The sequence below is a fragment of the Lysinibacillus sp. UBA6686 genome (genome assembly GCF_002455205.1).
In the GTDB taxonomy this organism is placed as follows: Bacteria; Bacillota; Bacilli; order Bacillales_A; family Planococcaceae; genus Lysinibacillus; species Lysinibacillus pakistanensis.
Genome location: NZ_DKJS01000022.1, coordinates 9,773 through 34,726, shown reverse-complemented (window position 1 = coordinate 34,726; position 24,954 = coordinate 9,773). Strand labels below are relative to the sequence as shown.

Here is a 24,954-nt window from a genome sequence, read left to right as displayed (position 1 = left end):
TCGCTTCCTTTCTATCCAACAGGGAGCATACTTCGTAGACGGTTAACAGATGCTTTTAGACTTTCCATAAAATAATCAATATCCTTGTAGTCCGTGTAATTACCAAAACTAATACGAATAGACGATTTTATTCGATCTTCAGACAGGCCGAGTGCTAACAATACATGAGATAAATTAGCCTTATCAGCACTACAGGCAGAGCCAATAGATACTGCAATACCATATGTTTGACTTAATAGAACAGCTAATGCTTCTGCTCGTATATTCAGAAAAGATAAATTAATAGTATTTTGTAATAAATCCTCACCTAACACAGGCCCATTAATTTCATAGTGTTCAATCGAATTTTCTAATTTATCTAGGAAATAGGATCTTAATGCGATTATTTTATTAGCATTATGCTCTAGCTCTTCTTTTGCCATTTCGCAGGCTTTACCAAAACCAATAATAGCTAATAGATTTTCTGTGCCACCACGAAAACCTTTTTCTTGCCCACCGCCATGAAGAAGCTGATCTAATTTACGTTCACCGTTTTTCAAGTACAATGCACCTGTGCCCTTAGGACCATATATTTTATGGGCAGCCATCGATAATGCATCCACTCCTAAATCCCGAACATCTATCTGGATTTTGCCAATCACCTGTACAGCGTCAACATGAAAGATTATATTGCTATTGATATTCTTAACTACTCTCACCATCTCTTGAATTGGTTGAATTGAGCCGATTTCATTGTTGGCAAACATGATTGAAACAAGCGCTGTATTCTCTTGAATAGCGTTTTTTAAATCTTCAATAGCAATGAAGCCATTAGTATCAACAGGTAAATAGGTAATTTCAGCACCCAGGGTAGATAAATATCGACATACTTCCAAGGTTGCAGCATGCTCAATTTTAGAAGTGATGATATGAAATGGGCGTTTATCCTTTGAAAAGAAATATCCTTTCAATGCAGTGTTAATCGACTCTGTACCACCAGAAGTAAAAAATATATCTGATTCTTCTGCATTAATTAATGTGGCAACATGTGAGCGTGCCTCTTCCATTTTTAATTTCGCTAACTGTCCAAAGGAGTGCGTGCTAGAGGGATTTCCAAATAGCATTATATTTTCTATCATAGTAGAAGCCACTTCCTCCCGAAGAGGAGTAGTGGCATTATAATCAAAATACCTTCCTATCATAAAAGCCTCCTAAGCTGCCGAACGTATTTGCTCAAATAACTCATGTAAAATATTTAAACAATGCATTTGAGGAGGCTCCAACTCCCCTAGCATTTTATCAATCTCATGTTGTGGTTGCTGCTTAATTTCTTCTATTGATTTATTAATGATAAATTCTGCAAATATATCAGCTGTTGCTAAAGATGTTGCACAACCATAGGCTTTATATTTTGCATCGAATATTTTCCCATCTTCTACCTTTACACTCATGAAAATTGTATCCCCACAAACAGAGTTACCAATTTTTAATTCCATATTTGCATCGGTTAGTTCACCTGAATGTCGAGGGTTGCTAAAATAATCAACAATGATAGAATTGTACATGTTTAGATCCTTTCTTATACTTCTGCCATTTCGCTTTTAGCTTCTGCGGCATCCATATGCTTCTCTAAATTAATGGCACAGCAACCAATTTCTGCACCTGCTACTCTAGAAAGGTATACCACCTTCTGACCGTTTCTTCCGCATTCACATGTATTTTCTTTCTTTAAATACACTAAATCCTCAGTTTGAATAAATCCTGGATATGACAAGGACGTAGGGTCAAATATTGCTAAAACACCTCTTTTTCCTTGTGGTACCTCTTCAGCTAAATTTTTGGGATTTCTTAATGAAAAATGAACCCAAGGTGGTACATGCTTAGAATGCTTCTCACACTCGATAGCTAAGATATTCGATTCAACTAATCCATACATATCCCTAATATTTTCTTCAGGAATACCTAAAAATTCAGCACATTCTTTATTGTATTGTTCTCGAGGTATCTCCATACCAGAGAAGCGTTTCCAGCCCCCTAGATTGATAATCATCGTCTTTTGATCCAACTTCAAATGAATATTATTTGTTTTTAAATAATTGACCAATTTATAAATTAAAAATGGTGGTCCTATGATGTGACACGTATGAATGTTTTGCCATTTTTCTAAAGTTTCTATTGCCTCTTTTGGTTTGAAGGATGCTCTCTTAACAAGACATCGTGTTGCATCAAACAAACCTGAGAGCATATTTAGTACTTTTACCATTCCCATTTCTGGCATTTCTTCTGGAGATGGGAATAGGAAGAGACCAGCACCACGAGAGAAGGCGAACATCTCTCTATACATTGCATATATACTAAATACGCAATTGTTTAATGTTTCCGCATCCCTTCTTGATATACTTGGGATACCACTAGTTCCTGTACTTCGCATTTCAAATTCAATATTCTCTAAAGATGTTGATAGTAATAAATGAGAATCAGGTCTTTTAAAGCTTGTCACCGGAATAAGTGGGATTTTTTGTATATCATCTAAACTTTGTACATCTGCAGGTGTTATACCGCTATCCTCGCACAGCATTCGATAAAAGCTATTGTTTTCATAATGATATTTAAAATTTTGAGAGATTAAATAACCCTTTAATTCATTAACTTTTTCTTCATCCCACTGAAATAACTGTTGAGTTGACCCAATGACTGCTGTAACTGGATTAATACCTAATTCTCTTAAATTTTCCATTGCTGCTTGAATAGTTACCATTTCATTTCCTCTCCTTTTTAATATCAATTTCTCTCGGATTCTCGGCTTTTGATTGCCTAATAAAGAACCAAAAGGAAGCCGTTACACAGGAATTATTAAAGGAACATCAACCATATATCAATCACTAATTATTACAAATTTTGTAATATAGTTGACATAAAAAGATTAACATAAGAACAAATGGTGTAACCCCTAATTCAATACAAGAAAAAAAGTAAATTCCACAAAAAAACTTGTGGAATTTACAAATTGAACACTACATTATTATTGCAAAATATTTATCATTTAGTAGTTTAAGAATAAACCATTGGTCCACTATTTCGTGTAATCCTAACTATTAGCAAACCATTTTTCTTTGTGATAGACTGTACTATATTTGATTAGAAAAAGGGGGGTATTCGATGACCCAGCAGAAGTCCAATAAGGCGGCTTTGTATATTTTAATGTTTAATATGTTTATCGCAATGGGGAGTATTGGGATTATTATTCCTGTAATGCCCGAGTATTTAAGAATATTTGGTGCTGCAGGACAAGTTCTAGGTATGCTTATTGCAACGTTCGCCTTCGCTCAATTCGTTTTTTCTCCAATTGCTGGGAATCTTTCGGATCAGTATGGTCGAAAAAATCTTATTATTTTCGGACTTATACTAACAGGACTTGCTCAAATCGGCTTTGGACTTTCTACAGAAGTGTGGATGCTCTTCTTAGCACGCTTTTTAGGTGGCCTTGGATCAGCCTTTGTGGCACCTCCTATTATGGCATTTGTCGCAGATGTTACAACATATGAAGAACGTGGAAAAGGGATGGGGATGCTTGGTGCTGCCATGTCTCTTGGCTTTATGATAGGACCCGGTATTGGTGGTTTCTTATCACATGTTAGCTTACATTTTCCATTTTATACAGCTGGAGCTGCGGCTATTTTGGCTTCTATTTTATCGTTCTTTTTATTACCATCTACCAAACCAAACGCAGCACAAAAAATGCATAAGCAAGACAATCTCGCGAAACAAATGGTACGTTCAGTACATATGCCTTACTTTGTTATGCTCATTATTATGATGGTATTCTCGTTCGGAATTGCTAATTTCCAAACGACTTTATCATTATTTGTTACAGAAAAGTTTCATTATACACCTGGGGATATTGCTATTATTTTAGTAGTGGGTGGTGCTTTTGGTGTAGTTGTACAAATGTTTGTTATTACACCACTCTTTAATCGTTATGGTGAAATGAAGGTCGTATTAGTCAATTTATTTATTGCAGCCATATCGATCTACTTAATATTATTCGTATCTGGGTTTGCCCTTATTTTAGTTGTTGCGACAATCTTCTCGACAGCCACAACATTAATTCGTCCTGCTGTTAACACACTGATCTCCAAGCTTGCCGAAAATGAGCAAGGATTTGCAGCAGGTCTGAATAATGCTTATATGAGTCTTGGCAATATGATTGGTCCAGCATTGGCGGGTATTTTATTTGATTGGAATATGAATAGCCCTTATATATTTGGTGCTATTATTTTAATGGCTTGCTTCTTCCTTGCCCTTATCTGGACAATGAAAAAAGCGCCGCATCTTATGCAGCCTGATTCCAAATAATCTGAAAAGTTATTGACTATTATTAGTAGTATGATACATTTATGTTGTTACAATGCTAAACAGAAATTGAATAATTATTACCACTAGGGGAGTCTTTAAAAGGCTGAGACGTATATGACCATATACGGACCCTTTGAACCTGATCTAGTTCATACTAGCGGAGGGAAGTGGCGACATCTTGCTTTTTGATATGTAAATGCAAGGCCGCTTCCTATTGTTTTCAGGGAGCGGCCTTTTTGTGCTTGCCAGTTTAGCAGAGATAACAATTCATTTTATATTTCAAGGGAGTGTAACTTATGTCAGTTCGAAAATTAACCATCATGGCCTTATTAGTGGCAATTGCCATAGCAGGTTCTACCTTCGTTTCAATTCCAATAGGGATTGCGCGAGCTTATCCGATACAACATGCCATCAATGTCATCGGTGCCATTCTACTCGGACCAATACCAACTATTATCATTGCCCTTACTACAGCGATTATTCGTATTTTAACAGGGACAGGCTCCCTATTAGCCATTCCTGGCAGTGTCATTGGCGCATTTTGTGCAGCACTGGCTTATAAATACAGTGGTATGCCTTGGCTAGCGGGCGTTGGTGAAATAGTAGGAACTGGCATTATCGCCTCCCTCATTGCCGTACCATATGCATATATCTTAATGGGGACATCCGTAGCATCAATGTTTTTCATGCCTGCCTTTTTAACCTCTAGTATTATTGGTGCTATTTTTGGTGTAGCAATTGCTAATAGTTTACGAAATACTGCACTTATTAAAAATTTTCGTTAAATTTTTCAGAGCAAGGATTTCCCTCTTGAGCAGGGTTTCCCTTTGAACGAAAGCTTCTTCCTTTTCACTTTAAAACGAAAAAACAGTGCAAAATAATCAATCATTTTGCACTGTCATTTAATCCAAATTATCTTTTCTTCATGCCCTTTAATAGCTGAGCAACATTTGTATCCTCTGCCTGTGTGGTTTTATTTTCAACAAGCTGCTCTTTTTTCTTCGACTTAGCAAAGAAGCTCCAGCCAAAGCGTCGGATTGTAATATCGATGAAGAACAGTAACATACCTGCTAATATAAGCCATGTTGCTATATTTTGACGATCTGCGCCTTTCTTCGTAAATTCACGAAATACCTCCTTCGGTTCTTTCAAAACAGAGCCACCCGTTTGCTTTGTCAGTTCTTCCACCAGCTTATCGTTTACAGGTCGTAACTCATATTCAGCACTGTAAGGTACACTTATACCCGCTTGAAAAATAGCTTGATCTTCATCAGCGATACGGAAGAAAATTAACCCTGGCTCCGCTTGCACAACTGCCCGAATCTGTGAGGCTGAAATAGCCTCAAGCTGTGTTTCAAGTTCTTCTCCTGCTTCATTGACAGCTACAACATCTAAAAAAGCTGCTTCATTGGTAGGATCTGTAATAACAAATGAACCATCCGATTCTAAACGTACGTCGTAGGCAACATCATTATAGCTTGGGAGCATTTGTGAAATAAGTGTTTGCCAAAACGTTCCCCAATCCTGCCATCTTGCCCAGTCACCTGTCCATTTACCTGTCGAATCAGAAGTAAAGGCAAATGTCTTACCAAGACCATATTGCCACTGCGCTAGTACTGGATCCTCTTTCTCGCTTTCAGCAATGACAGAGGCCCCCTGCTTTGCTGTTGTTCCAATATAAGCATTCATTTGAGGTACACCATTTGCAAATAACGTGTTCCAACCAGATGCATTGTAGATGGTTGGATAGAAGGGATTATCCTCAATATATGTGCGTGAAATCATTGCCGTTTCACGGGATAAAATAGAAGGTATTGTCTGCTCATCAACAACGTCATAGAATCGTCCGGTACCCATTTCACTAAGCGCTTCAAGTAAATTGGCATCTGCATCCTGTCCAATCGCTACAGTAGATAATGTTACACCATTCTCTTTTCCTTCAGCGATTAAGTCTTCATAATTTCCTGACTGTGACTGTCCATCTGTTAATAGAATAATATGCTTACGCTGTAGCTTTAAATCTGCTAAGTTTTCATAGGCCCTTGCGAGAGATCCATAAATCTCTGTCCCACCGCCTGGCGTTACGGATAAAATCGTATCCACAGCCTCTTCCTTATTGTTAAGTGGACCTGTTTCGATAATTTCCCAAGGTCGATCATCAAAGGCAATAAAGCCGAGCGTATCTTCATCTCGTAGCATTTCGACAGAACGAGCCGCCGCCTCCTTAGCTAGCTCTAGCTTCGATCCATACATACTGCCAGAGCGGTCAAGCACGATTACCAGTCCTAATGAAGGCAATTGTTCTTTTCCTTTAATCTCCATTTCAACAGGTAGTAAAGTTTCAATTGGTGTTTTAAAATAGCCGCCCAAGCCAAAGCTATTTTCGCCCCCTACCATCGTAAAGCCAACGCCAAAGTTTTTGACTGCCTGCTCAATCACATTCATTTTGGCCTCGCCCACTAAATGTCCTGGCACATTGTCAAAAATAATGGCATTGTACTGTAGATAACTTGAAAGCTCATTTGGCAAACTTTGAGCATCTACAACATTAAAGGAAATGGATTGTTTACCAAGAGCGGCTGCTATAGGTGATGCGCTATCATAACCATTAACAATTAGTAAATGTGGTTCACTTTGCACCATTGTAATGCTGGTTAGTTTATTATTTTCAAATATGGCATCCTGCTCTACCTGTACAACAGCTTCATACTTTACAAGCCCCTCTGCTGTAGCGGTATGTTTATAGGTAAATACATTGGAGCCTTGTGCAAGCTCTACAGCCTCCCGGTGAACAAGTTTGTCGTTTTCATATAATAGAAGCTCACCTTTATTAGCCGCTGTTGCATGAACTTCTGTAACTAATTGCTGCTGCTCACCCACATATGCAACCTGTGGGGTTACAAAGCTTTTCAATGATACATCTGTAGAAACTGGTTGATGAAATGGAACAACATCAACGCTTATATTGGACCCTTTAAATTTCGAGGCAAACTCTAAGGCATTGCCCTTTGTTTCATTACCATCTGTTAGAAGTACCAATCGTGTTGCCTTTTTCGAATTAACAATCCCCGAAGCAAGCTGTAGACTTTGTTCAATATTTGTTTGATCTGTTGCTTCTATGTTTGTAAACTTCGGCACTTCCTTTAATGTCTTCGATAAAATTGCTTCTGTCTGCAGTGTTGATGAAAAAGAATAAATCCCTGCAAGCTGTTCATCCTTTTTCGACTGTAAACTTTCCTCTATAAAATTAGTCATCTCACCGTCTGTGCCATTCATAGAAGCTGAACGGTCTACCATAAATAATATTTGCTCTTCCTTTATAGGTAATAAAATATAAGGACCTGCAAGTGCAAAAACTAAGCAAATGACTGCTAGAATACGAATTCCTAGCACTGTGATGTGGCTCTTTTTCAAGCGCTGACGCTCTCGCCAATAGGTCCAACCAAAATACATTAATATTGGGAGTAAAAGCAACAATGCTAATGGCATATCAATTCGTAAATCCACGTCGTCGTTGCACCTCCCACTCTATTACAAGTACTAGTAAAATAAGAAGAATAAGCCAAGGTACAAGTGAAGCTTTTGCTATTTCTTCTTTGCCATTTTCTTTGAGCTCTCCTAATGTATAGCTAGTTCCTTTTGGGATAACACGCTCTTGTGCTTGAAGCTGGACAATTAAGCGCTTTTCTTCACCTTCTGAACGTGCTGTATAAATCCCTGGCTTCATTGGAGCTGTTAATAAGCCATTTGTTATGGACGATAAAAACTGATCGTCCTGCGAATATACACTCCAATCACCCTGTTTCAAAGCAACTGCGCGCTGCTCGTTCGGCGTAAAAATACCAAGTGAACCAATCGATTCTGACAGTTGTTGTTCCGCACTCCACAAAAATAATGGAAATGAAGGGTGCAGAGGCCAATCTGTATCTGCAATATCAGCTAATATGACAAGATCACCTTTAGGAGAACGTTGTATAAAGGGATGATCTCCAACCGATGCAATTGTTTGATAACTATCAAACCCAGGATATACAGTGCTAACATAAATATCTTTTAGCTCACTAAATGCAAACAATGCATCACTTGTTGTATTTACTTCGCCCTTTGCTTCAATTTTTTCGGCATCATCACGACCAAATAATACTATAGGTTTGTCCATCTTTCCGAGCAGTGCTGTTTGGTTAGTTACTACGGTCGCTTCTTGATTATCAGCTATCTGTAAAGACGGAATAATCTTGACACTGCTATTAATTGTTTGAAAGCCTTTTTGAATGAGTTGATGCAAACTTTGATCGACCACTATTTTTGAGGTTGTTGTTTGTAGTAAAACTGTTTGTGAATTATCGACTGTATAATCATCATCTACAGCAATGGTAGCCGTCAATGTATCCTCTAGCGGTAAATCTTTGAAAGTTTTTGTCACAGCTTCATTAGGAGGCAATGTAATATCTTCCGACACTACCTTATTATTCTCTGCATTTTGTAACAAAAGAGTAGTCCTTTGCTCCAAATCAGTATCATTTTGTAGTTGCACCAATGCCATTGTGGTTTGACCATCTGTAGTTGCAGCAAAACGTGTAATCGCAACATTCTTTAAATCTTTAGCAGAGCCTTTTACAATCCATTTCACTGTATCTTTTTCCATTGGTAAGTGCTTTTTATCAAGCGCATCAGTAAATACATAAATGGATGTTGGTATATCTCCAACAAAAGCCTGTGCCACATCAAGTGCCTTATTCATTTGCGCTGTTTCATAGGTTACTTCCAGCTCTTGAATCGCTTTTTCAATATCTTTCGTGTTTGTCACCTGCTGTAGCACAGCTTTCGGTGTATTGCCTGTTGTAATAAGCGTCACAGGTCTACCATTCAGTTGACCCACCAAAGATAACATTTCCTTTTTATGTGCATCAAATGTTGACTGCTCTTTCCCCGCAAGCATTGTTGCAGACGTGTCTACAATAAAAATTGTCTGTGCACCTACAATTGTTGATTTTTTAACATAAGGGTTCATAAGGGCTAGTACCAATAAAAGAAGTGCTAGAAGTTGCAAAAAGAGCAGAGCATTTTTTTGTAGTTGCTTTAAGTATGGTGATACACGCGTTTCCTGCATAATTTCCGACCAAAAAAGTGTAGAAGATACGGTTTGATCGATATATTTTTTTCGAAAGAAATAATATAGTAGGACTATGACCGGGATGATGGCCGTCCAGCTAAAAAGTATTTGACTAAAGCCCAATACGGCTCACCTCACCTAATCCAATGTGCTTTTAATAATTGCTGAAAGATGGCATGCTGTAATCCATCCTCCACTTTAAGCTGTAATTTTCGAACACCAAAGCGTCGACAAATAGCTTCGAATTCCTCTTCATGTAATAAACGTCGTGCCGTATATGCGTCTAAAACTTTAGAGGACATTGTGACGTTGACATCTTTGCCAGTCTCACGATCTAATAGGCGGACATCACCAGTGTAATTAGGAGAGAGCTCCTCCTCCGTGACAATTTGTAGTATACGGACATCCCCAGCATACCGTGGTAATCTCTTTAACAGTTGCTCCCATTCCTCAATTGACTCTAGTCCATCTGTAACAATAAATAGCACTGTACTATCTTTTGGTAATGCTCTTAAAGCTCCCTGTGCAAAGCTTCCTGTGTAATCAGCTTCTTGTATTTCCGTTATGACTTGTAAAAAAGCGCGTCGATACATGGCGCCTTTACGGCGAAATGGTGGTTTCATCTCATCTTGTACAAAAGAAAAGGATAAACGATCATCACGACCAAGCACCATTAACCCAAGAGAAGCAACAATTTGACGAGCAAATGTCCATTTAGTATCATCCCCCATGGATTTAGTGGTATCTAGCAAAATGTGTACACGCATCTCTTGTTCATCTAAAAATCTTTTTATAAAGTATTTATCCGTTCTTGCAAATACGTTCCAATCGACCTGCCGTACATCATCACCTAAGTGATATTCACGAAAATCTGAAAAATCGAGTGATGCCCCGAAGCGCTGCGAACGGTGCGAGCCTTTATGCTGCCCTCGCAATTTGGAGGCCGTCGCTAATTGGAAGCGACTAATTTTCGCTAACCAATCTTCAGGTAATAGTATTTTTTGCGTCACTTGCTAACACCTTGCTGTACTTTTTCTAAAATAACATCAATCACATCGTCCGCTGTTTTTCCTGAAGCCTCCCCTTCATAATTCAGCAGCATACGATGACGTAATACTGGCTTCGCTACAGATTTAATATCGGCTACAGAAACATGGAAGCGCCCATTCATGAGTGCTCTTGCCTTCGCTAGCTTTATTAAGCTTTGCAAACCACGTGGACCGCTACCATACATCGCATATTGCTTGACCTCGTCAATAGCATCGACTCTTTCAGGATGTGTAGCGACAACTAAGTCCGTTGCAAATTCAAGCATTTCATCAGCAACCAGTATTTCCTTTACCATTTGCTGTGCCTCAATAAGTGCCTCTGTATTCATTATTTTTTGTAGGCCAATTTCCTGAGCACCTGTTGTACGCTTCATAATTTCCATTAGCTCACTTTTCTCAGGATAGGGTACAAGTATTTTACATAGAAAACGGTCCATTTGCGCCTCAGGCAATGGATAAGTTCCCTCCATCTCAATCGGGTTTTGCGTAGCTAGCACAAAAAAGGGCTTAGCCATCCTTTTTGTATCCCCTAAAATCGTAACCGTCTTTTCTCCCATAGCCTCAAGCAATGCACTTTGAGTTTTAGGTGTTGCACGATTTATTTCGTCGGCTAACACCATCTGACTAAAAATCGGACCTGGCTGGAATGTAAACTGCTGTTTACCGTCTGCTGTACGTTCAATCATACTTGTTCCGGTTATATCTGCTGGCATAAGATCAGGTGTAAATTGAATACGTGAAAACGACAAATCAAGTACCTCAGAAATTGTACGAATTAACATCGTTTTCCCTAAGCCCGGTAGCCCCTCTAGTAATGCGTGACCATCAGCTAGAACCGCGTACAATGTATAGTCGATTGCTTCCTCTTGACCGACAATAAAGCGATGAATTTCTTCCTTCACCTGCTGCAATTTCATACTCATTTCAACATACTGTTGCTCTGTAAATGCCATTTCTTTTCCTCCTACTGCGACTCTATTGACGTGAAATAAGATTGCACGACGTTTTGTAAATCTTTCGGTAATTGTAATCGTTCCGAGCTCTCAATATAGCTATCCTTATAGGACCCTATTACTTCCTCATATGGACGGATAGTTCCCTTAGTTATTGGTCCATTTCCTTGCTGCTCTGATACATGTGAGCCATCTCCTAGTGCACCACCGTCCACTGATGTCTCACTAGAGCCTCCAATTCGATTTGGTGTCGTTAATAAAGAACGACTACCCTGGCCCGTTCCTGCCCCTTGTCCTTGTCCTTGTCCTTGTCCTTGACCCTGTCCTTGACCTTGACCCTGTCCTTGACCCTGTCCTTGACCCTTACCTTTTCCTTGTCCCTGACTATTGCTTGACTGCTGGGAATTGCTTTGAGAATTACTTTGGCTTTGCTGGCTTGCCTGCCCTTGTTGATTGCTTGACTGTGAATTCCCCGATGGATTTTGGCTCGAATTGGCATTACTTTGCTGACTGTTATTAGCATTATTGGCACTCGCAATAGCATTTTGCAATGTATTACTTGCTGGTTTTCCAAGCTTGCTCATCGCAGTCTGAGTAGTATTAGCATTTTGTGTTAGCTCTTGCTGCATTTGGGCAAGCTCCTTCAACTGCTCAACATCTTCCTCCGATAAACGATTGCCTTCCGTGTTACCATCCTGGCTAGTCGTTTGCTTGTCTTTTAATTGCTGCTCCTTTAAGGCAAGCTCCTTTTGTTTTTTCACGACTTCCCGTAATGCTTCTTCAGCCGTTTCTGCCTCTTTTAACGTATTTTGTAATTCTTTTAGCTGCTCTTTCACGTCTTTTGTTTGAGCCTTTTTCTCAAGCTTGGCAACTTCCTTCTTAACGTCCTCGATAACAGCCTTTTCTTGCTCTACCTCAATGGCTTCCATTTGTGTGGCTGATGGAAACAAATATAAAATTGCCAGTACAACGGTCGACACAAAAATTCCACTTAGTGCCTTTGGACGGAATAAAAGTTTTTTTCTCGCTTTAAAATTTGTAAAGGATGTTTCAGCGTTTTGTACCGCTTTTGTGAGCAGTGATTGTATAAGTGGATCCTTATCATCCTGAAACGATAAGGCTGTCACTAGTTCATTGTGTAAAAAATAATCATCCAGTCTATGCAATGCTTCCTTTTCTTTAGCACGCTTCCACCATATAAATATGCCTGACGCTAGTACAACCACAAAAAAGACTATTAATGCTGTTTGTCTGTAAAATGGCCATACAAATAATCTGGAGACGAGGACAAGAGAAGCACTCGAAAGCAAAGCAAAAAACAGACCGTATTGTGCAATGGGAATACTTCTTTCAACTGTTAAACTCGTCTTTGCACGTTGAATATATTTTCGTAATTGCTTACGACGCTCCATAAGATTTCCTCCTCATCGGTTACTTTTCATGTTGGCACGTAATTTTTTAATGGCGATTGTTAGGCATAAAACGATAATCAAGATATACGCTATTAAATACGTAATCCAAACAGGTAATTTGACGCCTGAAAGTTCGCTAAGCGCGTCTCCCATTTCTGGTGAAATAAGTGTTAACATCAATGCACCTGGGTTAATGGACGCCCAGAAGTATGTCATATAGGAGGTATTCGTGCCTATGGTATTCCCCGACTGATGGAAGGCCATTGTTAAAAAGAAGAAAAATGCCGTAATACCACCTAAGAAGATAATTGAACCATATGTTGCAATCATGGCAACGATTGTTCTTTTGGTAATGGTTGAAAACATTACCCCAATACTACCTATTGCAACTACTGTTACTAGATAAAATAAAAATATTGAAATTAACTGAGATGGTGATACCCCACCAAATAAAAATACTAAACTATATAAAGGTAGCCCTGCGATTAGCATTAATACTAAAAATGCTACTGAAGAGAGAAGTTTACCAATAATGATTTGTGTAGAGCTTTGTGTTGTTGTTAGTAAAATATTTAATGTTTGCTTTTCCCTTTCACTACTAATGGCACCAGCAGTCAAGCTCGGTGTAATAAATAGTACCAGAGCCATCTGCAAAATAGTTAATACTGCAAACATCATAAAGCTTGTATCTGGTCTAAAGAAGCCTCTACCGGTGAATCCAGTCGTTAATAGAAGAAATCCTGCTATAAAAATACAAAGTACTGCTAAATAAAACATCAATCCTGAGAAGCTTTTAAAAGAACGGAAGCGTAACTTCAATTCTTTTACGAGTACCGGATTATAAAATCGTTCCATCATTGATTGTCCGCTCCCTTCGTAATCGCCATAAAGACATCCTCTAAATCTTTTTCCTCTTCACTTAATGCATAAATAGGTAAATTCGCTAGCATTGCCTTTTTTAAGAGTGCTACTTGATCTGCATCTGTTCCCCGATAATTAAAGGCTATTTCTAGGCGATTATCTATTACATCTATCGAGGAGATTAAAGGGTCCTCCTCTAAGAAAGCACGTACCTCATTTACTCGATCTGTAACCTTAATAACAATACGTTTCTCACCTTGTAGCTGGGCCTGGATGGAAGAGACATTGCCATGAGCAATAAGCTTTCCATTATCAATAACGCCAATTTCATCACACATTTCTGCAAGCTCTGGTAGAATATGCGAGGAAATTAATATCGTTTTGCCCATTGATTTTAGATTTCGCAAAATATCTCGCATTTCTACTCGTGCACGTGGATCTAATCCCGAGGCAGGCTCATCCAATATTAATACCTTTGGGTCATGAATAAGAGCTCGTGCTAGGCATAGACGTTGCTTCATCCCACGCGACAATAAATCTACATATTCATAACGTTTACTTGTTAAATTCACAAGTTCAAGTAGCTGTGGAATAAGGACCTTTCGTTCAGCAGCACCTATTCCATAGCTAGCACCATAGAAATCTAAATATTCATCCACCTTTAATTGATCATACACACCAAAGAAATCTGGCATATAGCCAATTTGCTTTCGTACCTCTTTTGGTTCTTTAATGACACTCTTTCCATTAATAAGTGCATCGCCAGAAGTTGGAGACAACAGGGTCGCTAATATCGAGAAAGTAGTGGATTTCCCTGCTCCATTAGCACCAACAAATCCAAAAACAACGCCTTCTTCTAATGTTAGATTTAGATGATCTAAAGCTGTAAAGGAGCCATATCTTTTCGTCAAATCACGAATTTCAATCATTATTTTTCGCCACTCCCTTCAGCTCTACATCTGGTAATTTTGTTTGCTCACCTGTTTGATCTGGCCCAAATTTAATCTCCATAAGCAACTCGCCATTTTCATTGAAATACTTTGATATGTTCTCTGTAAATACTTGTTTTGTATCTACTAATGGCTCATAATTTTTCGTTTCATTATTCCAAATCGACAATTGCATACGCTTAACATCCTTATTTGAAACAGTTAGTTCATTTAATGTTTGAACTGATTTCATAAAGTTATCTGGCATTGCAATGGATACCTCATATAAACCATCTGACATATACCAATTATTTAATTGCTCATCTATTTTATCGTAATACGCATTAGCGGATTGAGGATTTACTGAATACGAAAAGTTGTTACGTTTCATCGTAAATGGCCCTGATAGCTCTACTTTGCCATCAAACGGCTGAATAAAATAAGAAATAGGTGACATCTTGGCACTTGTTTCAAGCTCCACACCAGCAATGGCTTGTTCAGCCCATGCAGTTATAACTGGTCTCTTATCATTTTCAACTAGTGGCAGTGCTAAAGTTTGCATCCGCTCAATTCGTAGTGGATTTACTTCTTCCTTCTTCGATGGATAATTATAATTGTAGCTCGTAAATGTAGATGGCTTTTGAAGAACAGTCGCCGTTAACTCTTTATCTACTTTAAGAGTTCCATTCGCCTCTATATCTCCCAGCTTAACTTCTTTAATACCAGAGATTAAGGTAATATCCTTTAAAGCAAACGGAAAATTATTTTTAATTGTCCCTGTTAATTTTTCATTTTTTAACGTTATATCGATATCCATTTTGCCAATATTTTGCGCCGATGTTTTTCCTGCAAAGGACTGAACGGACCAATAGTTTAAATCACGTAAAGTTAAAGTAGAGCCATTTGCATTTTCTTTAATGTAAGATGATTCATGTAAATTTCCACTTGTTCCTGTGAAACCATTATTTCGACGAAGCGCAAATGCACTAGTATCCTTATCTGCATTCACAACAAAATTACCACTTCTGTTTGTTAGTAGGGATTCTACATAATAGCCATTTAAACTACTATCTTCATTCACTTTAAAAAATGCTGATTGCTGAATTTGTGGCTGTACAATTCGATCCTTCGCACCGAAAATGAACAAAACAATTGATAACGCAACTGACATAATTGGAATTATCCACCATGCCTGTTCACGCTTGTCTATTTTCTTTAGGATAAAATATAAAATCGGTCCAATAATTAAAATATATAATATGATAACGATTAACATATAGCTTACAGATACTTCGAAGGATGGGAATATTTCGTTTACATCATTCAGTTCATAAGCCAGTCGATCCATTGTTGACTGACCGCGCACCATCATACCTTGCTGAGAAAGACTTTGAATATCCAGTAATTTTGCTGCTAATGTTGCATAGCCATCCATTGAAGCGAGCGGTTGATCTCCTAATGAAAAGGCAGTTTGAATAATTTCTCCACTACCAATCTTTTTCTTAGATGCTAGAAGGGTATTATTGTCTGTTAATATCGGTGAACTTCCTTCATTTCCAGTTGCTGCAAAAACAGATATCGGTTGTGAAAAAATACCCCCACCTGATATTTTTGATAAGCTATCTGCGGAAACGGTTGTCAATTGCTGTGATAATGTGAGTGGTAAATGATCCTTAAATATGCCGGCTGTTGCATTTACTTGATCACCAGCTCCCACTAACAAAGTACCGCCGTCCTGTACCCATTTAAATAAAGCCTGTTGTTGTTTTTCCGATAGATCAGCGATGGCAATTTCATCGATGACAATAATGTTCGCCATTGCAAAGCCTTGCGCATCTTCAGGTAATGTAAAATTTTTTATTTGCTTTAAATTAAAAACCTCAACATTGTTTTGAGTAGCAAATTGAGACAGGCGTAAAAATGCTGATAAGCGATCACTTTTATCTGTTAGCGTATAAATAAATACAGAAGAGGGATCTAAAAAGTTACCTTGTATTCGTTTTGTTCCTTTATAATCAACTTTTTTCCCCTTTTCAATGCTTCCCTCATAAAAGGCAAATAAATCTGCGTCTGAATAATCAGCTAAACCATCTAAATAAAAATCAAATGTTTTTTCTTCTCCTGCTGCAATATCAATCGGCAATACTAGTGCGGATGCAGCTGCATAGGAGCTAGAAGCATTAATAGCCATATCTCCTGAAAAATCTGCACCATTATTTTTCACGGTTACTTGAAGTGGCACTAGTGATTGATATTTTGCTTTTCCTGTAATTCCTACCTTAGCTTGTACCTCTAACGTTGCAGCTGCTTTTGCCTGCTCCACAGGTAGAAGAAAGCTAATAACAAGCATAAATAGGAATACGAGTGCCGTGATATTCGTTTTTTTCAAAAGCTCAACCCCTTTTTTGTCTATAAATATTAATGGTTACATAATTATACGTTTAAAATTGAATTTTGTTCCATTTCTTATGACATCTTCATGAATATTCATAAACTCTTAAGAATTAAAAAGGCAATCCAGAAAGTAATTTCGCTATTACTCTAGATTGCCTTTATCTTTTCTATTTCAAGTAATCAAACAAGCATCGTGCATGATCTTGTACCACTTCGACGAAAGCCTCTACTTGCCGCAATTCAAATGAGGATTCATACCCTATTAACCATGTATCGCGCGTTAAACCAAATTCTTTTTCATTATTTGTAAGAGCTATTTTATTAATACCATCATGATCATTTAAAGTGATGGAGGGTAAAATTGCATAACCAATACCGTCTAATGCCATTTGTTTACAGATTTCAATTTGATCAACCAAAATTTGTCGTCTAGGATTTGAAGCAAAATGCTGCTGCCACCATTGTTGAATTTCCTGATAATAATTAGAATCACTTTTAAATTGAATAAAAGGTCGCTCTGTAGAAAGTACATCTTCAATTGTTTTTAATTCCTTATCAACTAAATAAAGGGTATCCCGAAAAAGATGAATTTTTTCTCCCTTCCAATCAACCTGTCCACGAACAATCCCCACATGAGCCTCTCCTTCATACAGTGCTTTCACAATTTCAGAGCTCCAGCCTGTCATAAGCGAGATCTTCGCCTCAGGATATTTCGCTACAAAATCCTTCAATATTTTAGGTAGCCAGTTTTGCCCAACAATCGAAGCACAGGCGATTTTCAATGTCCCATTTACTTTTGTTGTCAATGATTGGATTGTTTCAAAAATCTCTTCTTTTTTACTTAGCATTTCTGTGGCATAGCCAATCACTAGCTCTCCAGCAGGTGTTGCCGTCAATCCTTTTTGCGAACGAATAAATAGCTGCGCTCCCCAATCCTTTTCAATCGTTTGCAAACGTTGAGAAAGCGCTGGTTGGGATAAAAATAGACGTTCTGCTGCCTTTCGCATATTGCGTTCCTCAGCTAATACTTTTAAGATTTCAGCTTCTGTTGCCATCAATCAGTAAACCTCCAATACAAGCAAAGAGGGTCTCATGATTTTCATCTGAGTCCCCCTCTTACCCTACTACTCTTTTAGATAAATATATTTTTTCAATTGCTTTAAAATCACACGTCTCGTTAAAATCCCTGCAAATGTACCTTCTTCGTCCACAACACATAAAAAGGCATGATTAATCACTAAATCGAGAGCCCGCTGAAAAGTATCTGTTAACTTTAATACGGCAATATCTTTCTCCATAATTGTATCCACTTTAATATCAGGAAGCTTTTCATATTCAATATGTTCGAGTCCAAGAATGGATTCTGTAATCATTTTCATGCTTAGTAGCCCTTGAAGTCGGTATTTCAAATCTAAAACAGGTATCGACGAATACCCTGTACGTGTAAGTACAAGGAGTGCATGCTCTGCACTATTCCCACTTTGTACATGTGCAACCTTTTCAGATGAAATAATAAAATCACTAATTGGCATTGCTAATAAGTCTTTGCTGTTAGTTGAAATCATGAACTTCTTCTCCTTTACTGTTCTTACTATGAAGAACAGGGTGCTTCCTTTTTATCATATCATAACTTTTCCTTTTATGACCACGACAAGGTAGAGAAGAGTTTTTAAAGAACCACGAATGATTTTAATGTTTTGAACTAAACTAAGTCATAAGATGGGACCTTCATTCAGACATGCATCTGAATGAAGATACCAATTTTAATAGCCTGCCTGACTCCAGTAATAAAAAATCATACCACCTAAAAAAAGTAAAAAAATGAGATAAACCCATACAATAGGATTTAGCATTGTTGCATACTCTTCAACCGTTTCTGAAATTGGTGTATCATTTTCAGACTTTCGTTCAGAGGTCATTTTCGCAATCCTTAGTGTTGACACAAAAGAAATAACGGAAATGATTGTAATGGCAATAAGAGCCGGTATTAACCACATACCCATTGGCAAAACTCCTTTCTTTACCCTTAGTATGCGTCAATCCGACTCTTCATTATGCAAATTATTTTGTTTAGAATGGATACTGATTAAGCCATTGTCCACCATCAAGCGTCACACATTCACCATTCATATAGCTAGCTTTAGCAGACAGGATGAATGTTGCCAAGTCAGCAATCTCTTCAGGGGTTCCTGTACGACCTAATGGTACAGAATCTAATGTACGAGCGGCTGCAGCCTCTGACTCCCAAAGCCTTTCTGCACCACCTGTACGCTCAATTGGACCTGGTGCAATTGCATTCACTCGAATCCCGTACTGTTTTCCCCATTCAACAGCTAGTGTTCTCGTTAACGATAAGACGCCCGCTTTAGCAGCCGCTGAATGAACAACGCCAGCGCCAGCATTCCATGCATAAGTTGCCACCATATTCAAAATGGATCCTTTTATATTATTCTGAATCCAATACTTACCAACAGCAGAAGAACAAAAGAATGTACCATTTAACACAATATCAACAACAGCCTTCCAGCCATTCGGTGATAAGTCTTCCGCGCGTACGATAAAATTGCCAGCAGCATTATTCACAAGCCCATCAACCTGTCCAAATTTTTCAACAGCAAATGCTAGCATCGCCTCTGCATGCTCTGGAACTCGAACATCCATTTGGAAAGTCTCAATTGAAGTTCCAGCCTCTAAAATAAAGGCCTTTGCCTCTGCTAAACGTTCTTCATTGCGGCCTGTGATAACAACATTCGCTCCCTCGGCAACAAAGTTTTTAGCCATATATAGTCCCATCCCACTTGATCCACCCGTAATAATAATTGTTTTCCCCTGCAACATACCATTTCCCCCTTCACAAAAATGAATGATGATTCATATAAATATTACTATATTTTCTCGGATATGTCATATTAATTCTGCAAATAGTCAGGGTAAATTGTTCTTTTACATAAAAAGAACCATTCAAGACTCTTGAATAGTTCGTCATTCAGCAATTAATTTAAAACTCTCTCCATCACTTGATTAACTAAAACTCATAATGATAGGCTATTTTATAAAGTTCTCTTAGCTCATCTTCTGTAGGTATTTTAGGATTATTGCCTGGACTTCCACTAGCAATTGCATCAACAGTCATTTTTGGGATAGCCGCATAAAAGGCATCTCCCTCAATTCCCCATTGTTTTAAATTACCGATGCCCACTTTTTTACACATCTCTTTAATAGAAATTATCGCTAAATCTGCAAGCTCTTCCTTCGTTAATAATTTACCATCCTTATTGAAAAATTCGCCGAGGTCTGCAAGTTGATGAATACAGGCATCCTTAGAAAACTCCAAAACTACTGGTAAAAGCATAGCATTGGATATTCCATGAGGTACATGGAATAAAGCTCCAATTGGTCGAGACATTCCATGCACTAAAGCAACAGACGCATTAGAGAATGATAGGCCTGCCTGCAAGGAGCCTAGCGACATGGCCTCCCGTGCATCAAGATCATCACCATGTTCATATACCCTAAACAGATTATTGACGATTAATTCCATCGCTGATAATGCTAGCACATTCGAATAGGGATGTGCTAAGCGAGATAAATAACTCTCAATCGCATGACTCAAAGCATCAATACCAGTCGCTGCAGTAATAGCAGGGGGAGAGGTAACCGTTAATACGGGATCAACAATTGCAATGGTAGGCATAAAGGCAGGTTGCTTGATCATCATTTTTACATCATTTTGCGTATTTGTAATAACTGTTGCATCCGTTGCCTCAGAGCCAGTGCCTGCTGTAGTCGGGATTGCAATATGAGGGATAGGTGCTTGCTCTGCGATTTTTTGCATTTTTATATAATCCCCTATATAGCCACCATTAGTCGCCACAACGGCAATCGCTTTCCCAGTGTCAATACAACTTCCACCCCCAACCGAAATGATGACATCACAGCCTTCGGCTTGCAAAACATCTTGTCCTTCAGCAACATACGTATCTACTGGCTCTGTTGTTACACCCAAATATGACACAGCTTCCAATCCTTGCGCCTTTAAATATGTGCGACATTGGTTGACAAAACCTAAGTTATCCATAATAGGGTCACTTATAATAAGTGCTTTATTCCCTAATTTTTTTGCATACACCCCAACTTCCTCAAAGGCATCTCGTCCATATACAATAGTTGCTGGCGAATGGACAGTAAAGATTGTTTTTGTTTGAATCATAGTTCTCCCTCCCTATGCTATTGTGCTGTATATCCACCATCTAAGATTAGTGCTTGCCCAGTGACACCCTTTGCCATATCACTCGCTAAATAAAGGGCAAGACCTGTAATTTCAGTTACATCGAGTAGACGTTTTTGAGGAACGAGGGGATAAAGCACTTGCTCCAATACTTCGGTTACTTCTATCCCTCTCGTTTTAGCTAAATCCGAAAATTGTTGACGTACTAAATCTGTATCCACATATCCTGGACAAATTGCATTCACTGTTATCCCATTGGTAGCAACCTCTAGCGCTGCTACTTTCGTAAGACCGATCACACCATGCTTTGCTGCATTGTATCCTGCTTTACCTGCAAAGCCAATAACACCATTAATAGAGGCCATATTAATAATACGTCCATAATTATTCTTCTTCATATGTGGTAATGCGTACTTCATAGCAACAAACGGTGCAACTAGCATTACTTTTTGCATGGATTCGAAAATTTCTGTAGTGAAATCCTCTATTAAAGAAACATGTTGAAACCCAGCATTATTCACTAAAATATCTATAGTCTTAAATTTTTTAACAGTAAAATCAATCGCATCGCATATTGCCTGCTCATCTGTCACATCACATGTGTAGGCTGTCAATTGAGGATTTTGTTGGATTGCCTTTTGTAGAAGTTCTGTATTCTTATCAGTAATGACTACCTGCGCACCTTGTTCTGCAAATGCCTGCGCGATTGCTAGACCAATGCCACGAGCTGCACCTGTAATAAAGACAGTTTTTTCTTTCACTATAGCCCCTCCAATCCCTGCTCTAATCATTATTGCTTGGGAACGCAAATGTAGAAGTAGTATGGCCAGTCATCCAACGCTCTGAAATTGTTTTTGTTTTTGTAAAGAAACGTGCCTGATCTGGTCCAAACATATGCCCTTCACCAAAGCGAGAGCCTTTAAATCCAGCAAAATTATGATATCCAACAGGGATTGGGATTGGTACATTTACACCGACCATTCCAACATCTATTTCTGTTGTAAACTTTCGAGCTGCAAGCCCATCATTCGTAAAAATTGTTACACCATTTCCAAGCTCATGTCGATTAATAAGTTGGATAGCTTCCTCTAAAGAATCCACACGTACAACATTACGAGCTGGACCAAATATTTCCTGCTCATAAATTTCCATCCCTGGTTTTACATTATCAAGTAATGTTGGCCCAACAAAAAACCCTTCTGATTCTTTTACAATATCGAGGTCTCGCCCATCACAAACTATTGTGGCACCTTCCGCTTCTCCTCGATTAATCGCAGCAATTATTGCCTCCTTTGATTGCTGTGAAATAACTGGACCGAAATCTGTTTCTGGATTTGTATAGGATCCAACCTTTAAGTTAGCAATTTTCTTTTTTAGAATTTCGACAAGTCGATCTGCCGTATCCTTTCCAACAGGCATTATTGTTGAGATAGCCATACAGCGTTGAGAAGCTGCTCCATATGCAGCGCCAATAAAGGCATTCGCAACCTGCTCAAGATCAGCATCTGGCATAACCACCATATTATTCTTACCACCGCCTAGTGCTGTCACTCTTTTTCCGTATTTAGCACCTGTTTCATAGATGTATTTTGCAACTGGTGTTGATCCAACAAAAGAAATTGCCTGTACGGCTGGATTTTCTAATAGTTCATTCACTACATCTTTATCCCCATTTACCACAGTCCATATCCCATCAGGTAATCCTGCCTTTTTCCACAGCTCACTGACATATAAAGCAGTCATCGGAACACGTTCGGATGCCTTTAACACAACAGCATTCCCAACAGCAATAGCCATACTTGTTTGTGCTAAAGGCACCATAATTGGAAAGTTAAAGGGTGAAATTGCCGCCACTACACCTAAAGGATACTTTGCCGAATAAGCATTAATTTGGCCGCCCACATTTACGGAATACTCCCCCTTCATTAGCTGTGGTGCACCGATTGCTAAGTCAACGGACTCTAAACCTCGTGTAATTTCTCCTCTGGCATCTTCCAAAGTTTTTCCGCTTTCTGTACAAATAATCTGCAACAGCTCCTCAATATTTTCTGTAATAAGATTACGGAATCTTAGGACAATTTCAGCACGTTTAGACACCGATGTATCTCGCCATTGCGGAAATGCTGCCTGTGCCTTTGCAATAGCCTCACGCGTTTCCTCAGCAGTCGCTAATGGCACCTTTGCAATAATATTTCCAGTAGTTGGGTTGAATACTGAACCAAAACGTCCACTTTTCCCATCAACTAGCTCCCCACCAATAAAATGCGTTAATGTTTTAACCTCTTGTACCGTTGTCATATTGTTTATCCTCCTTTAAAATCCCCGCTCTTATTTCCGATTATTCCAAAAATTCAAAAACCAAAGATGTTAGATTGACTTTTCAATAAATTACTTTTTCTACAATATTTTGTTGTTCATAAACTGTGCACTAGCCAATTGAAGCAATTTATCGTAACATGAATAACAAGATATATTGGATGACCAAAGTCATTGACTGCGGTCAATTAAATCATAATCAAATAAATCCCACTTCGTCAATTATAAATTTAATTTTTCTAATTTTTTAGACGGAACATATTTTACGGAGGAAATGCAAGAAACTATGGAATCACTAACTAATAGACAAAAAAAGGCACTGGAAACAAGAGAGAAATTATTAAAAACTTCTTTAGAGCTCTTTAATAAACATGGATTTGAGCACGTCTCGATTGATCAAATAACAAAGGCATGTCATGTATCAAAAGGAACATTTTACACGCATTTCCCATCTAAATACGATGTGATTTTAGAAAAATTTAAAGAACTGGATAGTTTTTATAGTACTGTAGAGAAGAGCATTAACCGTTCCTTACCAGCTAGTGAAAAAATATTAATACTGTATGAAGAGCAAATGAACTATTTAACAAATGTGGTAGGAAAAGATTTACTACGGACAGTATATACTGCTGCGATGACAAATCATGTAGAACAAGAACATTATTTAATCAGCCCACAGCGAAAAATTTTTCAAATTATTAATTCATACATTGAAGAAGGAATTCAGCAAGGAGAGTTTCGACCAGATTTACAAATAACACAAATGCAGGCAATCATTCAACGCTGCATGCGAGCAAATGTCTACGATTGGTTAATCCATAATGAAAACTTTGATTTAGCTACCCAAATGGCACAATTCACAGCAATCGTCTTGGATGGAATGAAATTAAAAAACAATTAGTCATCACATATCTGTCATAGAAAGCTTAGGCGTCTCTGGACTTCAGTTTCGCTTGAGCTTTATTTTTTACTAAATTGATGGTTTACTCCATTTTTTCAGTTCTGTTTCGATATCTTTTCGCTCGGCTTACTTGCTTTTCTGCTCCGCCTCGGTTCCTTTTCGCTCGGCTTACTCGCTTTCCTGCTCCGCCTCGATACCTTTTCGCTCGGCTTGCTCGCTTTTCTGCTCCGCCTAAATACCTTTTCGCTCGGCTTGCTCGCTTTCTGCGCCGCCTCGATACCTTTTCGCTCGGCTTGCCCGCTGTTCTGCGCCGCCTCGATACTTTTCGCTCGGCTTGCACGTATTCTGCTCTGCCTCAGTACCTTTTCGCTCGGCTTGCCCGCTTTGCTGCTCCGCCTCGATACCTTTTCGCTCGGCTTACTCGCTTTTCTGCTCCGCCTCAGTACCTTTTCGCTCGGCTTGC

At 38.6% G+C, this 24,954-nt stretch carries 22 protein-coding genes and 1 riboswitch; of the genes, 3 read left to right on the top strand and 19 right to left on the bottom strand.

Annotated features, from left to right (window positions below; translation table 11 throughout):
- Window positions 1–11: 11 nt before the first annotated feature.
- Genes B2R82_RS05470 through B2R82_RS05460 form a run of 3 tightly spaced genes read right to left on the bottom strand, consistent with a single transcriptional unit; the run spans window position 12 to window position 2,737 of the window.
- Entirely contained in the window at window positions 12–1,181 is a 1,170-nt protein-coding gene (locus B2R82_RS05470; RefSeq protein WP_286923909.1) for a cysteine desulfurase family protein, read from the bottom strand.
- A 9-nt stretch (window positions 1,182–1,190) separates the two neighbouring features.
- On the bottom strand, window positions 1,191–1,544 hold the full coding sequence (locus tag B2R82_RS05465; protein WP_286923908.1) for an iron-sulfur cluster assembly scaffold protein: 354 nt from the start codon (window positions 1,542–1,544) through the stop codon (window positions 1,191–1,193).
- Between the two features lie 14 nt (window positions 1,545–1,558).
- Entirely contained in the window at window positions 1,559–2,737 is a 1,179-nt protein-coding gene (locus B2R82_RS05460; RefSeq protein WP_286923907.1) for a LuxE family acyl-protein synthetase, read from the bottom strand.
- 401 nt (window positions 2,738–3,138) lie between these two features.
- Here B2R82_RS05460 and B2R82_RS05455 point away from each other — a divergent pair, with 401 nt between their 5' ends.
- A complete protein-coding gene (locus tag B2R82_RS05455) occupies window positions 3,139–4,335 on the top strand; it encodes an MFS transporter (RefSeq protein ID WP_286923906.1) in 1,197 nt (398 codons plus the stop codon).
- A gap of 75 nt (window positions 4,336–4,410) precedes the next feature.
- Window positions 4,411–4,518, top strand: a riboswitch (TPP riboswitch).
- Window positions 4,519–4,631: 113 nt separating this feature from the next.
- Window positions 4,632–5,120: an energy coupling factor transporter S component ThiW gene (gene thiW / locus B2R82_RS05450; protein WP_286923905.1), complete on the top strand. Its 489-nt coding sequence runs from the start codon at window positions 4,632–4,634 to the stop codon at window positions 5,118–5,120.
- 127 nt (window positions 5,121–5,247) lie between these two features.
- On the opposite strand, the gene B2R82_RS05445 is transcribed toward thiW, so the two are convergent.
- From B2R82_RS05445 to B2R82_RS05375, 15 genes are all read right to left on the bottom strand, one after another.
- Complete coding sequence (locus B2R82_RS05445; RefSeq protein ID WP_286923904.1) at window positions 5,248–7,842, bottom strand: VWA domain-containing protein; 2,595 nt, start codon at window positions 7,840–7,842, stop codon at window positions 5,248–5,250.
- A complete protein-coding gene (locus B2R82_RS05440; RefSeq protein WP_286923903.1) occupies window positions 7,826–9,571 on the bottom strand; it encodes a vWA domain-containing protein in 1,746 nt (581 codons plus the stop codon). The genes B2R82_RS05445 and B2R82_RS05440 overlap by 17 nt, the downstream gene beginning before the upstream one ends.
- Before the next feature lie 11 nt (window positions 9,572–9,582).
- The gene (locus B2R82_RS05435; RefSeq protein ID WP_286923902.1) at window positions 9,583–10,458 is read right to left on the bottom strand and encodes a DUF58 domain-containing protein; all 876 of its coding nucleotides are present in this window, start codon (window positions 10,456–10,458) and stop codon (window positions 9,583–9,585) included.
- Window positions 10,455–11,450 carry an AAA family ATPase gene (locus B2R82_RS05430; RefSeq protein WP_054770763.1) on the bottom strand — a complete coding sequence of 332 codons (996 nt, stop codon included), beginning with the start codon at window positions 11,448–11,450 and terminating at the stop codon, window positions 10,455–10,457. Before B2R82_RS05430 ends, B2R82_RS05435 begins: the two co-directional genes overlap by 4 nt.
- Window positions 11,451–11,461: 11 nt before the next feature.
- A complete protein-coding gene (locus tag B2R82_RS05425) occupies window positions 11,462–12,862 on the bottom strand; it encodes a hypothetical protein (protein ID WP_286923901.1) in 1,401 nt (466 codons plus the stop codon).
- A 12-nt stretch (window positions 12,863–12,874) separates the two neighbouring features.
- A complete protein-coding gene (locus tag B2R82_RS05420) occupies window positions 12,875–13,720 on the bottom strand; it encodes an ABC transporter permease (RefSeq protein ID WP_283870968.1) in 846 nt (281 codons plus the stop codon).
- Window positions 13,717–14,652, bottom strand: a complete 936-nt coding sequence (locus tag B2R82_RS05415) for an ABC transporter ATP-binding protein (protein ID WP_286923900.1) — start codon at window positions 14,650–14,652, stop codon at window positions 13,717–13,719. The genes B2R82_RS05420 and B2R82_RS05415 overlap by 4 nt, the downstream gene beginning before the upstream one ends.
- Entirely contained in the window at window positions 14,645–17,041 is a 2,397-nt protein-coding gene (locus tag B2R82_RS05410) for a hypothetical protein (protein WP_286923899.1), read from the bottom strand. Before B2R82_RS05410 ends, B2R82_RS05415 begins: the two co-directional genes overlap by 8 nt.
- A 172-nt stretch (window positions 17,042–17,213) precedes the next feature.
- Complete coding sequence (locus tag B2R82_RS05405) at window positions 17,214–18,101, bottom strand: LysR family transcriptional regulator (RefSeq protein WP_283872744.1); 888 nt, start codon at window positions 18,099–18,101, stop codon at window positions 17,214–17,216.
- Between the two features lie 69 nt (window positions 18,102–18,170).
- Entirely contained in the window at window positions 18,171–18,611 is a 441-nt protein-coding gene (cbpB, locus tag B2R82_RS05400) for a cyclic-di-AMP-binding protein CbpB (RefSeq protein ID WP_054770762.1), read from the bottom strand.
- 198 nt (window positions 18,612–18,809) lie between these two features.
- Window positions 18,810–19,049: a short-chain dehydrogenase gene (locus B2R82_RS05395; protein WP_283870965.1), complete on the bottom strand. Its 240-nt coding sequence runs from the start codon at window positions 19,047–19,049 to the stop codon at window positions 18,810–18,812.
- Window positions 19,050–19,116: 67 nt separating this feature from the next.
- Window positions 19,117–19,884, bottom strand: a complete 768-nt coding sequence (gene fadH / locus B2R82_RS05390) for a 2,4-dienoyl-CoA reductase (protein WP_286923898.1) — start codon at window positions 19,882–19,884, stop codon at window positions 19,117–19,119.
- Window positions 19,885–20,071: 187 nt separating this feature from the next.
- The gene (locus B2R82_RS05385; RefSeq protein WP_286923897.1) at window positions 20,072–21,256 is read right to left on the bottom strand and encodes an iron-containing alcohol dehydrogenase; all 1,185 of its coding nucleotides are present in this window, start codon (window positions 21,254–21,256) and stop codon (window positions 20,072–20,074) included.
- A 17-nt stretch (window positions 21,257–21,273) separates the two neighbouring features.
- Window positions 21,274–22,035 (bottom strand): 3-hydroxybutyrate dehydrogenase, encoded by a 762-nt coding sequence (locus B2R82_RS05380; RefSeq protein ID WP_286923895.1) that lies wholly within the window; start codon window positions 22,033–22,035, stop codon window positions 21,274–21,276.
- Window positions 22,036–22,057: 22 nt separating this feature from the next.
- Complete coding sequence (locus B2R82_RS05375) at window positions 22,058–23,572, bottom strand: CoA-acylating methylmalonate-semialdehyde dehydrogenase (RefSeq protein WP_286923894.1); 1,515 nt, start codon at window positions 23,570–23,572, stop codon at window positions 22,058–22,060.
- A 304-nt stretch (window positions 23,573–23,876) separates the two neighbouring features.
- Between B2R82_RS05375 and B2R82_RS05370 the strand changes: the two genes are divergently transcribed.
- On the top strand, window positions 23,877–24,491 hold the full coding sequence (locus tag B2R82_RS05370; protein ID WP_286923893.1) for a TetR/AcrR family transcriptional regulator: 615 nt from the start codon (window positions 23,877–23,879) through the stop codon (window positions 24,489–24,491).
- Window positions 24,492–24,586: 95 nt separating this feature from the next.
- Here the strand turns inward: B2R82_RS05370 and B2R82_RS05365 are convergent.
- Window positions 24,587–24,954 (bottom strand): hypothetical protein (locus tag B2R82_RS05365; RefSeq protein WP_286923892.1); only part of this gene is annotated, 368 nt, incomplete at its 5' end.

Coding starts and splice junctions, on each gene's coding strand:
- B2R82_RS05470 (WP_286923909.1), bottom strand. CDS start 1,181: ATGATAGGAAGGTATTTTGATTATAATGCCACTACTCCTCTTCGGGAG.
- B2R82_RS05430 (WP_054770763.1), bottom strand. CDS start 11,450: ATGGCATTTACAGAGCAACAGTATGTTGAAATGAGTATGAAATTGCAG.
- cbpB (WP_054770762.1), bottom strand. CDS start 18,611: ATGATTTCAACTAACAGCAAAGACTTATTAGCAATGCCAATTAGTGAT.
- B2R82_RS05425 (WP_286923901.1), bottom strand. CDS start 12,862: ATGGAGCGTCGTAAGCAATTACGAAAATATATTCAACGTGCAAAGACG.
- B2R82_RS05465 (WP_286923908.1), bottom strand. CDS start 1,544: ATGTACAATTCTATCATTGTTGATTATTTTAGCAACCCTCGACATTCA.
- B2R82_RS05455 (WP_286923906.1), top strand. CDS start 3,139: ATGACCCAGCAGAAGTCCAATAAGGCGGCTTTGTATATTTTAATGTTT.
- B2R82_RS05395 (WP_283870965.1), bottom strand. CDS start 19,049: ATGGGTATGTGGTTAATACCGGCTCTTATTGCCATTACAATCATTTCC.
- B2R82_RS05460 (WP_286923907.1), bottom strand. CDS start 2,737: ATGGTAACTATTCAAGCAGCAATGGAAAATTTAAGAGAATTAGGTATT.
- B2R82_RS05415 (WP_286923900.1), bottom strand. CDS start 14,652: ATGATTGAAATTCGTGATTTGACGAAAAGATATGGCTCCTTTACAGCT.
- thiW (WP_286923905.1), top strand. CDS start 4,632: ATGTCAGTTCGAAAATTAACCATCATGGCCTTATTAGTGGCAATTGCC.
- B2R82_RS05385 (WP_286923897.1), bottom strand. CDS start 21,256: ATGATTCAAACAAAAACAATCTTTACTGTCCATTCGCCAGCAACTATT.
- B2R82_RS05405 (WP_283872744.1), bottom strand. CDS start 18,101: ATGGCAACAGAAGCTGAAATCTTAAAAGTATTAGCTGAGGAACGCAAT.
- fadH (WP_286923898.1), bottom strand. CDS start 19,884: ATGTTGCAGGGGAAAACAATTATTATTACGGGTGGATCAAGTGGGATG.
- B2R82_RS05370 (WP_286923893.1), top strand. CDS start 23,877: ATGGAATCACTAACTAATAGACAAAAAAAGGCACTGGAAACAAGAGAG.
- B2R82_RS05420 (WP_283870968.1), bottom strand. CDS start 13,720: ATGATGGAACGATTTTATAATCCGGTACTCGTAAAAGAATTGAAGTTA.
- B2R82_RS05375 (WP_286923894.1), bottom strand. CDS start 23,572: ATGACAACGGTACAAGAGGTTAAAACATTAACGCATTTTATTGGTGGG.